Annotated in this window: 12 protein-coding genes; 11 read left to right on the top strand and 1 reads right to left on the bottom strand. The window is 62.8% G+C overall.

The genetic code is table 11. The annotated features are described in order from the left end of the window. The first annotated feature begins 4 nt into the window (after window positions 1-4). Genes mraY through murB form a run of 6 tightly spaced genes read left to right on the top strand, consistent with a single transcriptional unit; the run spans window position 5 to window position 7195 of the window. Entirely contained in the window at window positions 5-1105 is a 1101-nt protein-coding gene (gene mraY / locus A7X77_RS09750; protein WP_064682722.1) for a phospho-N-acetylmuramoyl-pentapeptide-transferase, read from the top strand. Window positions 1106-1112: 7 nt separating this feature from the next. After that, entirely contained in the window at window positions 1113-2525 is a 1413-nt protein-coding gene (gene murD / locus A7X77_RS09745) for a UDP-N-acetylmuramoyl-L-alanine--D-glutamate ligase (protein ID WP_064682721.1), read from the top strand. A 1-nt stretch (window position 2526) separates the two neighbouring features. Next, the gene (ftsW, locus tag A7X77_RS09740; RefSeq protein ID WP_064682720.1) at window positions 2527-3681 is read left to right on the top strand and encodes a putative lipid II flippase FtsW; all 1155 of its coding nucleotides are present in this window, start codon (window positions 2527-2529) and stop codon (window positions 3679-3681) included. A gap of 6 nt (window positions 3682-3687) precedes the next feature. Continuing rightward, window positions 3688-4812, top strand: a complete 1125-nt coding sequence (gene murG, locus A7X77_RS09735; RefSeq protein ID WP_064682719.1) for an undecaprenyldiphospho-muramoylpentapeptide beta-N-acetylglucosaminyltransferase — start codon at window positions 3688-3690, stop codon at window positions 4810-4812. Continuing rightward, the gene (murC, locus tag A7X77_RS09730) at window positions 4809-6224 is read left to right on the top strand and encodes a UDP-N-acetylmuramate--L-alanine ligase (protein WP_064682718.1); all 1416 of its coding nucleotides are present in this window, start codon (window positions 4809-4811) and stop codon (window positions 6222-6224) included. Before murG ends, murC begins: the two co-directional genes overlap by 4 nt. Next, on the top strand, window positions 6221-7195 hold the full coding sequence (gene murB, locus A7X77_RS09725) for a UDP-N-acetylmuramate dehydrogenase (protein ID WP_064682717.1): 975 nt from the start codon (window positions 6221-6223) through the stop codon (window positions 7193-7195). The genes murC and murB overlap by 4 nt, the downstream gene beginning before the upstream one ends. Before the next feature lie 3 nt (window positions 7196-7198). Here murB and A7X77_RS09720 read toward each other — a convergent pair whose 3' ends face one another. Next, the gene (locus tag A7X77_RS09720) at window positions 7199-8128 is read right to left on the bottom strand and encodes a UDP-glucose 4-epimerase family protein (RefSeq protein WP_064682716.1); all 930 of its coding nucleotides are present in this window, start codon (window positions 8126-8128) and stop codon (window positions 7199-7201) included. 425 nt (window positions 8129-8553) lie between these two features. On the opposite strand from A7X77_RS09720, the gene A7X77_RS09715 reads away from it, so the two are divergent. From A7X77_RS09715 to lpxC, 5 genes are all read left to right on the top strand, one after another. Then, a complete protein-coding gene (locus tag A7X77_RS09715; protein ID WP_064682715.1) occupies window positions 8554-9480 on the top strand; it encodes a D-alanine--D-alanine ligase in 927 nt (308 codons plus the stop codon). After that, window positions 9468-10400 carry a cell division protein FtsQ/DivIB gene (locus tag A7X77_RS09710; protein ID WP_064682714.1) on the top strand — a complete coding sequence of 311 codons (933 nt, stop codon included), beginning with the start codon at window positions 9468-9470 and terminating at the stop codon, window positions 10398-10400. Before A7X77_RS09715 ends, A7X77_RS09710 begins: the two co-directional genes overlap by 13 nt. Next, window positions 10397-11728, top strand: a complete 1332-nt coding sequence (gene ftsA, locus A7X77_RS09705) for a cell division protein FtsA (RefSeq protein ID WP_004668807.1) — start codon at window positions 10397-10399, stop codon at window positions 11726-11728. Before A7X77_RS09710 ends, ftsA begins: the two co-directional genes overlap by 4 nt. A gap of 55 nt (window positions 11729-11783) precedes the next feature. After that, window positions 11784-13514 (top strand): cell division protein FtsZ, encoded by a 1731-nt coding sequence (gene ftsZ, locus A7X77_RS09700; RefSeq protein WP_064682713.1) that lies wholly within the window; start codon window positions 11784-11786, stop codon window positions 13512-13514. Between the two features lie 261 nt (window positions 13515-13775). Next, entirely contained in the window at window positions 13776-14732 is a 957-nt protein-coding gene (gene lpxC / locus A7X77_RS09695; protein ID WP_064682712.1) for a UDP-3-O-acyl-N-acetylglucosamine deacetylase, read from the top strand. Window positions 14733-14915: the final 183 nt, after the last annotated feature.

Raw genomic sequence — 14915 nt, 5'->3', positions numbered from 1 at the left:
CCGAATGCTGATCTGGCTTGTCGAACTGTCGGAATATTTCAAGTTTCTGAACCTGTTCAGATATATCACCTTCCGCACGGGCGCCGCTCTTTTCACTTCCGCATTGATCGTCTTCCTGTTCGGGCCGACGATCATCAATTCGCTGCGCATCCGCCAGGGCAAGGGCCAGCCGATCCGCGCCGACGGGCCGCAGACGCATTTCAAGAAGGCCGGCACGCCGACCATGGGCGGGCTGATGATTCTTGCCGGCATCGTCGGCGCTTCGCTGCTCTGGGCCGATCTTTCCAACGTCTATGTCGTCGCCACGTTGCTGGTGACGCTGGGCTTTGGCGCGATCGGCTTTTATGATGATTATCTCAAGGTTACCAAGCAGAGTCATATGGGCTTCTCCGGTAAGGCCCGCCTCGGCATCGAGTTCGTCATCGCCGGCATCGCCGTCTACTTCATGATGCGCACCGCCCTGGCCTCAGGGACCGCCGGCTCGACCTTCGGTTCCTCGATCGCCTTTCCCTTCTTCAAGGACTTCCTGATCAATCTCGGCATCATGTTTGTCGTCTTCGGCGGCTTCGTCATCGTCGGCGCCGGCAATGCCGTCAACCTGACAGACGGCCTCGACGGGCTCGCCATCGTGCCTGTGATGATCGCCGCCGCCTCCTTCGGAGTCATTGCCTATCTCGCCGGCAACGTGGTGTTTGCGAACTACCTGCAGATCAATTTCGTGCCCGGCACCGGCGAGCTCGCTGTCGTGCTCGGCGCTGTCATCGGCGCCGGTCTCGGCTTTCTCTGGTTCAATGCGCCGCCGGCCGCCATCTTCATGGGCGACACAGGGTCGCTCGCGCTTGGCGGCACGATCGGTACCGTCGCCGTCGCCACCAAGCACGAGATCGTCATGGCGATCATCGGCGGCCTCTTCGTCATGGAGACGCTGTCGGTCATCATCCAGGTCGGCTTCTTCAAGATGACCGGCCGGCGCGTCTTCCTGATGGCGCCGATCCACCATCACTTCGAAAAGAAAGGCTGGACCGAGAGCCAGGTGGTGATCCGCTTCTGGATCATCGCAGTCGGCCTTGCCATGCTTGGTCTCTCGACGCTGAAGCTTAGGTGAGGCGGCGATGATTCCGGTCACGACGCTCAAGGACAAGAAGGTCGCGCTCTTCGGGCTCGGCGGTTCCGGTTTCGCCACCGCACGTGCCTTGATTGCTGGCGGGGCCGATGTGACTGCCTGGGACGACAATCCCGACAGCGTCGCCAAAGCTTCCGCCGAAGGCATCCGGGCAGAGGATTTGCGCAACATCGACTGGAGCCAGCTGGCGCTGCTCGTGTTGTCGCCCGGCGTGCCGCTCACCCATCCCAAGCCGCACTGGACTGTCGATCTTGCGCGCGCGGCCGGTGTTGACGTCGTCGGCGACGTCGAGCTTTTCGTGCGCGAGCGCCGCGCCCATGCGCCGGACAGCCCGTTCATCGCCATCACGGGCACCAACGGCAAGTCGACGACGACGGCGCTGATCGCCCATATTCTGAAATCATCAGGCTATGACACGCAGCTCGGCGGCAATATCGGCACGGCGGTGCTGACGCTCGACCCGCCGAAAGCGGGGCGTTACTTCGTCGTTGAATGCTCGTCCTACCAGATCGATCTGGCGCCGACGCTGAACCCCTCGGCCGGCATTCTGCTCAACCTGACTCCCGACCACCTCGATCGTCACGGCACGATGCAGCATTATGCCGACGTCAAGGAACGGCTGGTCGCCGGCAGCGATGTCGCCGTCGTCGGTGTCGACGACAGCCTTTCGGCGCTGATCGCCGACCGCGTTGAGCGAGCAGGCGTCAAGGTGGTCCGCATTTCGCGCCGCAACGTGGTGGCCGAAGGCATCTATGCCGAGGGCACGAAACTCGTCCAGGCCGCCGGCGGCGCCATGTTGCCCTTCGTCGATCTCGACGGCATTCAGACGCTGCGCGGCAGCCACAATGCGCAGAACGCCGCGGCAGCCGTTGCCGCCTGCCTTGCAGTCGGGGTTTCCGCCGACGACATCCGCGCCGGCCTTGCCTCGTTCCCCGGCCTCAAGCATCGCATGCAGCCGGTCGGCCGACGCGGCCGTGTCGTCTTCGTTAACGATTCCAAGGCGACCAACGCCGATGCGGCAGCACCTGCCCTTTCGAGCTACGAGCGTATCTACTGGATTGCCGGCGGCCTGCCGAAATCCGGCGGCATCACGACGCTTGCTCCTTATTTTCCGCGCATCGCCAAGGCCTATCTGATCGGCGAGGCGGCGGCGGAATTCGCGGCGACACTCGGCGAGGCCGTGCCCTACGAAATTTCGGGCACGCTGGAGCGCGCAGTCGCGCATGCGGCAGCCGACGCGGATCGCGACGAGGCGGCTGCTTCGGCCGTGATGTTATCCCCGGCTTGCGCAAGCTTCGACCAGTATAAGAACTTCGAAGTCAGGGGCGATGCCTTCGTCGGCCATGTGGCCGCGCTTGACGGAATGACGATGCTGATCGGTCCTGAAGCAGGAGAGAAATGACATGGTAAGCCGCGCGGAACGTGGGCCTCTGGCCGATTGGTTCTGGACCATCGACCGTTTCTTCCTGGCAATGTTCATCTTCCTGATGGGCATCGGCTTCATGCTGTCCTTCGCCGCTTCTCCCGCGGTTGCCGAGCGCATCGGGCTCGAACCCTTCCACTTCGTCAAGCGCCATGCGGCCTTCATGATCCCGTCGATCGCCGTCATGCTCGGGCTGTCGTTCCTGACACCGCGCCAGGTGCGGCGAACCGCGATCCTGCTGCTAATCATCTCGCTGGCAATGATGGTGCTGGTTCTTTTCATAGGTCAGGAGGTCAAGGGCGGCAGGCGCTGGATCTGGATCGCCGGCCTTTCGATCCAGCCGTCGGAATTCATGAAGCCTGCCTTCGTCGTGGTTTGCGCCTGGCTTTTTGCCGAACATGCGCGCCAGCCTGAAATTCCCGGCAATCTCTTCGCCATCATCCTGTTCGGCATCGTCGCGGCGCTTCTCGTCGCGCAGCCGGACCTCGGCCAGACCATCCTGACCACCGCCGTCTGGGGCGGTATGTTCTTCATGGCCGGTATGCCCTGGATCTGGATCGTGCTGCTCGGGATCGGCGGCGCCGGCGGCCTGCTCAGCGCCTATTACGTCTTTCCGCACGTCGCCGGCCGAATTGACAAGTTCATGACCGGCGAGGGTGACACGTTCCAGATCGATACCGCGCGCGAGGCAATCATCCGCGGCAGCTGGTTCGGCCAGGGACCGGGTGAGGGCATCGTCAAGCGGATCATCCCCGACGCCCATACCGACTTCATCTTTTCGGTTGCAGCCGAGGAATTCGGCATCGTCTTCTGCATGGCGCTTGTCGCGTTGTTTACCGTGCTGGTGCTGCGCGGCCTGTCGCATGCCTATCGCGAGCGCAATGACTTCAATCGCTTTGCCGTCGCCGGCCTGGTGCTGCAGCTTGGCATCCAGTCGATCATCAACATTGGCGTCAACCTCGAACTGCTGCCGGCCAAGGGCATGACGCTGCCGCTGATTTCCTACGGCGGCTCGTCCATGGTGGCGATCTGCGTCACCGCCGGCTTCATTCTGGCGCTGACGCGCCATCGGCCGGAAAAGCGCGCGCAGGACCGGAGCCTCTTCCGCGTCCCGCACGGCATGCCGGCGGAGTAGAAGATCATGAGCAAAGGCATCGTGCTGCTTGCCGCCGGGGGGACCGGCGGCCATGTTTTCCCGGCGGAGGCGCTGGCCTTCAAGCTGAAGGAGCGTGGCTACGCGGTGCATCTCGTCACCGACAGCCGGGCCGAGCGCTATGCCGGCAAATTCCCGGCTGAGGAGATCCATGTCGTACCGTCGGCGACGATCGGTTCGAAGAATCCGGTTGCGGTCGCCCGCTCGCTGTGGACGCTGTGGAGCGGCATGCGGGCGGCCAAGAAGCTGATCCAGCGGCTGAGGCCCGTCATCGTCGTCGGTTTCGGCGGCTATCCCACGGTGCCGCCGCTGCTGGCCGCCACTCGGCTCGGTGTCGCCTCGATGTTGCATGAGCAGAACGCCGTCATGGGGCGCGCCAACAAGGCGTTGGCGCCGCGCGTCAAGGCGATTGCCGGCGGCTTTCTGCCGGAAAGCGGCGATGTTTTTTCCGATAAGACGGTTGCGACCGGCAATCCCGTGCGCCCGGCTATCCTTGCGGCAGCCGAACAGCCTTATACGCCCTCTCATCCCGGCGAACCATTCCATCTCGTCGTCTTCGGCGGCAGCCAGGGCGCGCAGTATTTCTCCAAGGCCATGCCGACGGCGATCAGTCTTCTCGACGACGCGCTGCGGGCGCGACTCAGGGTGACGCAGCAGGTTCGGCCGGAGGATATGGAGATGGTGCGCGGCTGCGTGGCGCAGCTGCAGATGGGTGCCGATATCGCGCCGTTTTTCAATGATATGGCCGAGCGTCTTGCCAATGCGCATCTGGTGATCTGCCGCTCCGGCGCGTCCACGGTTTCGGAAATCTCCGTCATCGGACGCCCGGCCATCCTCGTGCCTTATCCACATGCGCTCGACCACGACCAGGCGGCGAATGCCGCCGCACTGGCTGCGACTGGCGGGGCGAAGGTGATTGCTCAGTCCGAGCTTTCGCCGGAGCGTATCGCTTCTATATTGAGTCATGTGATGAACGATCCGGAAAAGCTGTCGCACATGGCGGCGGCGGCGAAGCTTGCCGGAAAACCGGATGCGGCAAACTTGCTTGCCGACATGGTTGAGGCTATTGCCGCCGGTAAGACAGTCTCAGAATTCAAGAGGACACGCGCATGAAACTGCCGAAGGCGATCGGTCTCGTCCATTTCATCGGCATTGGCGGCATCGGCATGAGCGGCATCGCCGAGGTGCTGCACAATCTCGGCCACAAGGTACAGGGATCGGACCAGGCCGACAGCGCCAATGTCCAGCGCCTGCGCGACAAGGGCATCGAAGTCTTCGTCGGCCATCGGGCTGAAAATCTCGGCGATGCCGAAGTTGTCGTCGTCTCGACGGCGATCAAGAAGAGCAATCCGGAACTTATCGCGGCGCGTGAAAAGCTGCTGCCGGTGGTGCGCCGCGCCGAAATGCTGGCCGAACTGATGCGCTTCCGCAATGCTATTGCAATCGGCGGCACCCACGGCAAGACGACGACGACCTCGCTGGTGGCGACTCTTCTCGAAGCCGGCGGGCTCGACCCGACCGTCATCAACGGCGGCATCATCAATGCCTACGGCACCAATGCCCGGATGGGCGAGGGCGAGTGGATGGTGGTCGAGGCCGACGAATCGGACGGCACCTTCCTGAAGCTTCCGGCCGATGTCGCCGTCATCACCAATATCGACCCGGAGCATCTCGACCATTACGGCAATTTCGATGCGGTGCGCGCCGCCTTCCGGCAGTTCGTCGAGAACGTGCCGTTTTACGGTTTCGGCGTCATGTGCCTCGACCACCCCGAAGTGCAGTCGCTGGTCGGCCGCATCGAGGACCGCAAAATCATCACCTATGGCGAGAACCCGCAGGCCGACGTGCGCTTCAAGAATGTGCGCATCGACGGCACGCGCTCGATCTTCGATGTCGAGATCCGCCGCCGCCGCACCGGCCAGGTGACCGAGCTCAAGGCGCTGGTCATGCCGATGCCCGGCCGGCATAATATTTCCAATGCGACGGCGGCGATCGCCGTTGCCAACCGGCTCGGCATATCGAGCGCCGATATCGCCAAGGGGCTTGCCTCCTTCGGCGGCGTCAAGCGCCGCTTCACCTTGACGGGCGAATGGAACGGGGTGCAGATCTTCGACGATTACGGCCACCATCCGGTCGAGATCAAGGCGGTGCTGCGCGCTGCCCGCGAAGCCTGCAAGGGCCGCATCATCGCCGTCCACCAGCCGCACCGGTACAGCCGTCTCGCAAGCCTGTTCGAGGAATTCGCGGCCTGCTTCAACGATGCCGACAGCATTTTTCTGGCGCCCGTCTATGCGGCAGGCGAGGATGCGATCGAAGGCGTCGACTCCACCTCGCTCGTCTCGCGCATCAAATCCGGCGGCCATCGCGACGCCCGCTTCCTGTCTTCGGCCGAGCTTCTGCCGCAGATGGTTGCAGAGGTTGCAAAGCCTGGCGATTTCGTGGTTTTGTTGGGGGCTGGGAGCATCACATCCTGGGCAGCCGCACTGCCTAGACAACTGGAAGGCCTATCGGGAAAGTCCGCATGAAACAGGTGAATGGGGAAAAGCTTCTCGCGTCTCTCGGAGACGGTGTAAAGGATATCCGCGGCCGCATCACGCCGGATGCCCCCATGGATCGCGTCACCTGGTTCCGGGCCGGCGGGCTCGCCGAGCTGATGTTCCAGCCCCATGATGTCGACGATCTCGTCGCCTTCCTGAAGATCCTGCCGGAAGAGGTGCCGCTGACGGTGATCGGGGTCGGCTCCAATATCCTGGTGCGCGACGGCGGCATCCCCGGCGTCGTGCTGCGCCTGTCGGCCAAGGGCTTCGGCTTCGTCGAGCTGGCCGGTGAAAACCGCATCCTTGCCGGCGCCATCTGCCCGGACAAGCATGTGGCGGCGATGGCAATGGACAACGGCATCGGCGGCTTCCATTTCTACTACGGCATTCCCGGCGCCATCGGTGGCGCGGCGCGCATGAATGCCGGCGCCAACGGCGTCGAGACGCGCGAGCGGCTGGTCGAGGTCAACGCGGTCGACCGCAAGGGCAACAAGCATGTGCTTTCCAATGCCGAGATGGGCTATTCCTACCGGCATTCCGCAGCCCCTGCCGATCTGATCTTCACCTCGGTGCTGTTCGAGGGCTATCCAGAGGATCGCGCCCAGATCCGCGCCGAGATGGACGCCGTGCGCAATCATCGCGAGACGGTGCAGCCGGTGCGCGAGAAGACCGGCGGCTCGACCTTCAAGAACCCGCCCGGCCATTCGGCCTGGAAACTGATCGACGAGGCGGGCTGCCGCGGCCTCGTCATCGGCGGCGCGCAGATGTCGTCGCTTCACTGCAACTTCATGATCAATATGGGGCAGGCGACCGGCTACGATCTCGAATATCTAGGCGAGCAAGTGCGCCGCGAGGTCTTCGAGAAAGATGGCATCAAGCTCGAATGGGAAATCAAGCGCCTCGGTGTCTTCATGCCCGGCCGCGAAGTGCGCCCGTTCCAGGGCGTCACCAGCGAATAACAGCTACTTCACTGCCAGTTTCAGGCCTTGGCGTGGCGTGACGACCGGCGTCCAGCCGAGAACCTTGCGCGCCTCGGATATGTCGACCTGCAGCGAACCGCAAAGGCGTTGATAGACGGCCGCTTTCCCGACAGCCTTCGCCGCCATATGCAGCAATGCGGCGGGGAAGGGGACCAGCATCGGCTTGACGCCGAGCCCCGCGGCAATTCCCCGGATGAGCTCCGGGGTCGACAGGTCCTCACCATCTCCGGCAAGGAAAATCTTGCCGCCGGCGGCGGGATGCGCCGCGCAGGTGATGATCAGATCGACGAGATTTTGCACCGCCACCAATGTGCGGCGGTTTTTCAGGGAAGCGAAAGGGAGCGGTATCCGCTTGCGGACGAGCCCGACGAGAAGAGCGAAGTTGCCTCTGGCGCCGGGGCCATAGACCAGCGGTGGGCGGATGACGACGATTTCCATGCCGGTGCGGGCAGCGATTTCACGCAGGCCGATTTCGCTTTCCAATTTCGAAATGCCGTAGGGATCGATCGGCTTCGGCGTGTCGTCATGCCGGAACGGCCGATCGTTGTCTTCGCCATTGACCTTGATGGTGCTGACGAAGACGAATCTCTTCACGCCGGCGCGGGCGGCCTGTTCGGCGAGGTTGAGTGTGGCGGCAGTGTTCGTCCGGCGAAATTCCGCCAGCGGATCGGCTGCGCGATCGTTCATGATGTGAACGCGGGCGGCAAGATGGAGGACGACGTCGACGCCTGCAAGCGCCGCCGCCCAGTCGGTCCTGTCGGTTATGTCTATCGGAAAATGCCTGACGTCATCAGGAAAGGCAGACCTTTCGGATCTGGTGGTGACCACAAGATCGCAAATCTTCTCTGCGTGCAGCCGCTCGACAAGTGGACTACCGACGAAGCCGGCAGCGCCGGTGACGAGGCATCGCATGATCTTCTCCCTGCTCATCCATGCGCATTCGCTAACCGGAAGTCAGATCCGCATCAATAAAAAAGCAGGGCGGATCGCGCATCGCCCCTCTCCGCATTAATCAATCAAGCCGCCGGCCGCCGTTGAGCGATGACATCGCACTCCCTTGACTGAGCCCATCGTGATTCAGCGCGACACGATATCCTGTTGAAAATATAGGATTTTCCTCCTCGGCTCGAGTCCCTCCCCGGACGGCGTGGGAATGGTGGCGAAATGAGCAAAAGGTAAAGGAACGCGAATTTCCGGGGCAGGAGTTAACGAAAGTAAACACTTCATTAACCATAATGATGCTCTAATGCATGCAGATCGGACAAAGGCCCGAAACGGCGCAGACAGCTTCGCGCAAGCGTCGATTTCAAAAGTGGAAGTTATTTTTGGGGGTGTTGATGAGTCGCAAGCATGTCGCTGTCCTGATGGGCGGATTTTCCTCGGAACGGCCGGTCAGCCTTTCCTCGGGAAAGGCTTGCGCAGCAGCCCTCGAAGCGGAAGGCTTCCAGGTGACGTGCATCGATGTCGCGCGCGACGTTTCCGAAAAGCTCGCGGCGCTGAAGCCTGATGTCGTCTTCAATGCCCTTCACGGGCCCTTTGGCGAGGACGGCACCATCCAGGGCATCCTCGAATATCTCGAAATCCCCTATACGCATTCGGGTGTGCTTGCCTCGGCGCTGGCAATGGATAAGGACAAGGCGAAGCTTGTTGCTGCCGCCGCCGGCATTCCGGTTGCCGAATCGCGGGTTATCAACCGTTTTGCCTTTCCCTCGACGCATCCGATGAAGCCGCCCTATGTGGTGAAGCCGGTTCGCGAGGGCTCGAGCTTCGGCGTCGTCATCGTCGCGGAAGATCAGGCGCATCCACCGCAGGTCGTCAGCTCGCCCGAGTGGCACTATGGCGAGGAAGTGCTTGTCGAGCGCTACGTCTACGGCCGCGAGCTCACCTGCGGCGTCATGGGCGAGACGGCGCTTGGTGTCACCGAGGTGGTGCCGCAGGGACACAATTTCTATGATTACGATTCCAAGTATGCCGCGGGCGGTTCAAAACACGTCATCCCGGCGAAAATTTCACCGAATATTTACCAAAAAATACAAACATTGGCCGTAAGGGCGCATCAGGCAATCGGTTGTCGCGGCGTCAGTCGGTCCGACTTTCGTTACGACGATCGTTTCTCCGATGACGGCGAAATCATCTGGCTGGAGATCAATACCCAGCCTGGCATGACTCCAACCTCGCTCGTGCCCGAAATGGCCGGCCATGCCGGCTATTCCTTTGGTGAGTTTCTCCGGTGGATGGTGGAGGACGCGTCTTGTTTGCGTTGATGGTCAAGAAGGTAGGGCGCCCCAGCCATCATGCCGTGCTTCCGACCGTGGAAGCCGAAGAGCGATTCGTCCTGCCGCGTCCGTTGCGCCGCGTCACTCGCTTCCTGATCAGCCTCGGCAGTGGCCGCATCTATATCCCGGCCCATACCGGCACGGTTTCAGCGCTGGCTTTCTTAGGCGCGACGGGGCTTTACGGCATGTCGCTCGGCGGTCACACGGAAGCCGTCGCTCAGGCGACGACGACGGCGGCGGGCTTTGCGATCGAGGATGTCAAGGTCTCCGGCAATTCCGAAACCTCCGAAATCGAAATCCTGCAGCTGATCGGCCTCGACGGCACGACATCGCTGGTCGCGCTCGACGTCGATGCCGCCCGCCGGAAGATCGCCCATCTTCCCTGGGTCGAGAATGTCGAGGTCCGCAAGATCTACCCGAAGACGATCGAGGTGAAGCTCAGGGAACGCCAGGCTTATGCGATCTGGCAGCACGGGCAGGAGCTTTCGCTGATCGAAAAGAACGGCAGCGTCATTGCGCCGCTGCGGGACAACAAGTTTTCGGCGCTGCCGCTCGTCGTTGGCCGCGATGCGGAAACGGCAGCGGCTTCGCTCGACGAGGCCTTCTCGAAATGGCCCGACGTGAAGGCGCGCGTGAAGGCCTATGTCTGGATATCGGGCCGTCGCTGGGACCTGCACATGGACAATGGCGTCGTCGTCAAGCTGCCGGAAGACGGCATCGACCAGGCGCTGGCCACACTTGCGAAGTTCGACGAGCAGCATCAGCTGCTGGAGCGCGACATCGCCGCGGTCGATCTGAGATTGCCGGACAGAACCGCCATCCAGCTGACGCCGGAAGCGGCGGTTCGCCGGCAGGCGGCAGTAACGGAGCGTACGAAAGAATTGAAGAAGGCGGGGCAGAATATATGAGCTTGTTCGGTTCATCCCATTTCGGATTGCCGCGCCTGAAGCCGCTTTCGTCGAAGCGGTCGCATATCGTTTCGGTGCTCGACATCGGCTCGACCAAGGTCGTCTGCATGATCGGCCGGCTGACGCCGCGCGAGGAAAGCCAGATCCTGCCGGGCCGCACGCACAATATCGAGATCATCGGCATCGGCCATCAGCGCTCCCGCGGCATCAAGACCGGCGTCATCGCCGATCTCGACGCGCTGGAAGGCGTCATCCGGCTCGCCGTCGATGCGGCCGAGCGCATGGCGGGGCTGACCGTCGAGAGCCTGATCGTCAACCTGACGGCCGGCCGCCTCGGCAGCGACATTTACACCGCTACCATCGATCTCGGCGGCCAGGAAGTCGAGCTCAACGATCTGAAGAAGGTGCTCTCGGCCGCCTGCCAGCAGTCGCTGCGCCAGGACCGTTCGGTGCTGCATTCGCTGGCGACCGGCTTCTCGCTTGACGGCGAGCGCGGGATCCGCGATCCGCTGGCGATGTATGGCGATGCGCTCGGCGTCGACATGCATGTCGTCACCGCGGAGCGCTCGGCGCTGAAGAACCTCGAGCTCAGCGTCAATCGCGCGCATCTCTCGGTCGAGGGCATCGTCGCTACCCCCTATGCATCCGGCCTTGCCGCTCTCGTCGACGACGAGGTCGAGCTCGGCTGCGCGGCGATCGACATGGGTGGCGGCACGACGACGATCTCGGTCTTTGCCGAGGGCAAGCTTGTTCACACCGACGCCGTCGGCCTCGGCGGCCATCACGTCACCACCGACCTGGCGCGCGGCCTTTCGACCCGCATCGAGGATGCGGAACGGCTGAAGGTCGTGCATGCCTCGGCGCTTTCGAATTCCTCCGACGAGCGCGAGCTGATCTCGATCCCGCCGATCGGCGAGGATGATCGCGACCAGCCGTCGCAGGTGCCGCGGGCGCTGGTTTCGCGCATCGTCTCGGCGCGAATCGAAGAGACGATGGAACTGATCCGCGACCGGATCCAGCGCTCCGGCTTCAGCCCGATCGTCGGCAAGCGCGTCGTGCTGACGGGTGGCGCGAGCCAGTTGACCGGCCTTGCCGAAGTGGCGCGGCGCATTCTTGCCCGTAACGTCCGCATCGGCCGCCCGATGGGCGTGTCGGGGCTGCCGACGGCCGCCAAGGGCCCGGCCTTTTCGACGGCCGTCGGCCTGATGATCTATCCGCAGGTCGCGGACATGGAGACACATGCGTCACAGAGCGGGCTGCTCATGTCGCTTGGGGGAAATAACAGCCGCATAGCCCGCATGGGCCAGTGGTTGAAGGAAAGCTTCTGAAATTGAGTAATTGGCCGGCGTGGCGATGCGGCCAGAGAGAGAAGGAACAGGTACCATGACCATCAAGCTGCAAAAGCCTGACATCACCGAGCTGAAGCCGCGCATCACCGTGTTCGGCGTTGGTGGCGGCGGCGGCAACGCCGTCAACAACATGATCACCGCCGGCCTCCAGGGTGTCGACTTCGTCGTCGCCAACACGGATGCGCAGGCGCTGACGATGACGAAGGCCGAGCGCATCATCCAGCTCGGCGCCAACGTCACCGAAGGCCTCGGCGCCGGCTCGCAGCCGGAAGTCGGCCGCGCGGCCGCCGAAGAGTGCATCGACGAGATCATCGATCACCTGAACGGCACGCATATGTGCTTCGTCACCGCCGGCATGGGCGGCGGCACCGGCACGGGTGCTGCTCCTGTCGTCGCGCAGGCCGCCCGCAACAAGGGCATCCTGACGGTCGGCGTCGTCACCAAGCCGTTCCATTTCGAAGGCGGCCGCCGCATGCGTCTGGCCGAGATGGGCATCCAGGAACTGCAGAAGTCTGTCGACACGCTGATCGTCATTCCGAACCAGAACCTCTTCCGCATTGCCAACGACAAGACGACCTTCGCCGACGCGTTCGCCATGGCCGACCAGGTTCTCTATTCGGGCGTTGCCTGCATCACCGATCTGATGGTGAAGGAAGGTCTCATCAACCTCGACTTCGCCGACGTCCGCTCGGTGATGCGTGAGATGGGCCGCGCGATGATGGGCACCGGCGAAGCCTCCGGCGCCGGCCGTGCGCTGCAGGCAGCCGAAGCGGCGATCGCCAACCCGCTGCTCGACGAAACCTCGATGAAGGGCGCTCAGGGCCTGCTGATCTCCATCACCGGCGGTCGCGACCTCACCCTCTTCGAAGTCGACGAAGCTGCAACGCGTATCCGCGAGGAAGTCGATCCGGACGCCAACATCATCCTCGGCGCCACCTTCGACGAATCGCTTGAAGGCATCATCCGCGTCTCGGTCGTTGCGACCGGTATCGACCGGGCGATCAGCGAAGCCGCCGAGCGCAACTTCCAGCCGGCTGCCAAGCCCGCTATCCGTCCCTCCGCGGCTGTTGCTCCGGCAGCGGCCGCAGTTCAGCCTGCGCCGGTGATGCAGGCACCAAAGGCCATTGATCCGATCGCCCAGACCATCCGCGAAGCCGAGATGGAACGCGAGCTCGAGATTCCGGCCCCGCGTGCCGCCGCACCGCTTCAGCAGCCTGCTGCGCAGCAGGAAGTCTTCCGTCCGCAAAGCAAGATTTTCGCGCCTGCACCGGAGGCTCCGGCCATGCGTCCTCAGGTGCAGCAGCAGGCTCCGGCACCGGTGATGAGCCAGCCGGTGATGAGCCAGCCCATCCAGCAGCAGCCGATCCAGCCGCAGCCGGTCCGGCAGGAGCCGGTCATCCGTCAGTCGGCTGAACCCGTCCGCATGCCGAAGGTGGAGGATTTCCCGCCGGTCGTTCAGGCCGAACTCGACCACCGCACGCAGGCGGCTTCTGCGCATGGCCAGGAAGAGCGCGGCCCAATGGGCCTGCTCAAGCGAATCACCAATTCGCTGGGGCGCCGCGACGACGATGCGGTTGCCGCTGACATGACCGCCGCACCTCCTGCCGCTTCGCAGCAGCGCCGTCCGCTGTCGCCGGAAGCAAGCCTCTACGCACCGCGCCGCGGTAATCTCGACGATCAGGGTCGTGCGGTTCCGCAGGCCCGCATGATGCAGGAAGACGACCAGCTGGAAATCCCGGCATTCCTGCGTCGCCAGTCGAACTGAGGCTGCGATTCGACACCGTTCATGCCCGGGATCCAGGTCCCGGGCATTTGCGTTTTTCAGGCCGGAATTGCTGAGCGATATCAATCGTGTGACTTCGTAACAAACCGAAAGAAACAGTGATTTGGATTAGAGCGCCGGCGCACGTAAGTATGGTGCAAGGAAACTGCCCTAGGAGACTCCTCAACGAGGCTCCTTCTGCAGAACGAATGAAAACCGCACCGTGGAACAGATCGCTGGAGCGGAAGAATAAAGGCAGAATTTATGGCAATTGGCTTGCTGGGTTTTCAAACGACGGTATCGCGTCCCGTGACGCTCTCGGGCATCGGGGTCCATTCGGGTGCCAATGTCTCGATCACGCTGAACCCGGCCGAATCGGACACCGGCGTCGTTTTCCAGCGCCTGCATGACAATGGCGACATCACCGAACTCAAAGCCGTCTCGTCGCAGGTCGGCAATACCGACCTCTGCACCGTGCTCGGCTTTTCGCCGGCGCATTCGGTCGCGACGATCGAACATGTCATGGCCGCCATCTATGCGCTCGGCCTCGACAATGTGATGATCGAAGTGCAGGGCGCCGAAATGCCGATCATGGACGGCAGCTCGTTGCCTTTCGTCGAGGCGATCGAGCAGGCCGGTCTTGTCTCGCTCGGCGTCAAGCGCCGCTATATCCGTATCACCAAGCCGGTGCGAATCGAGCATGGCGGTTCCTGGAGCGAATTCCGTCCCTATGACGGCACGCGCTTCGAGGTCGAGATCGATTTCGACTGCCCGCTGATCGGCCGGCAGAAATGGGCCGGCGACATGAGCGCCGCGGTCTTCAAGACCGAGCTTTCCCGCGCCCGCACCTTTGGCTTCATGCGCGATGTCGAGCGGCTCTGGGCTTCCGGACATGCGCTCGGCTCGTCGCTCGAAAATTCCGTCGTCATCTCCGACGACAACACCGTTATCAACGTCGAAGGGCTGCGCTACGCCAAGGACGAGTTCGTCCGCCACAAGACGCTTGATGCCGTCGGCGACCTGTCGCTCGCCGGCGTCCAATTCATCGGTTGCTACCGTTCCTATCGTGGCGGCCACAAGATGAATGCCAATGCTTTGAAGGCGCTGCTCGCCGATCCCTCCGCTTACGAAGTTGTCGAGACGTCGACGCCGCGCCAGCGCGTCGCTGCTCGGGAAATGATCGCCGTCAGCGCTTCGGAATTCGCTCCCTGGTCGGCATGACCTCCAGCATATTCTTAAGACCAGGCCGCCTCTTTCCCGGAGGCGGTTTTTTTATGTCGTCCCGAGTCTGCAGCGATTGGCATTTACGGCAGGTGCTTAGCTGCAACAGGTCGGAAAGAAGGTGAAAAGCCGGTCATTCCGGCCGCGGCTGCCACAAAAATGCGTTAATGCCTTATCATTGCG

This window comes from Rhizobium bangladeshense, from assembly GCF_001662075.1.
Taxonomy (GTDB): Bacteria; Pseudomonadota; Alphaproteobacteria; order Rhizobiales; family Rhizobiaceae; genus Rhizobium; species Rhizobium bangladeshense_B.
Note: the sequence above shows the minus strand (reverse complement) of the source record. Positions and strands in the feature narration are given on the sequence as shown.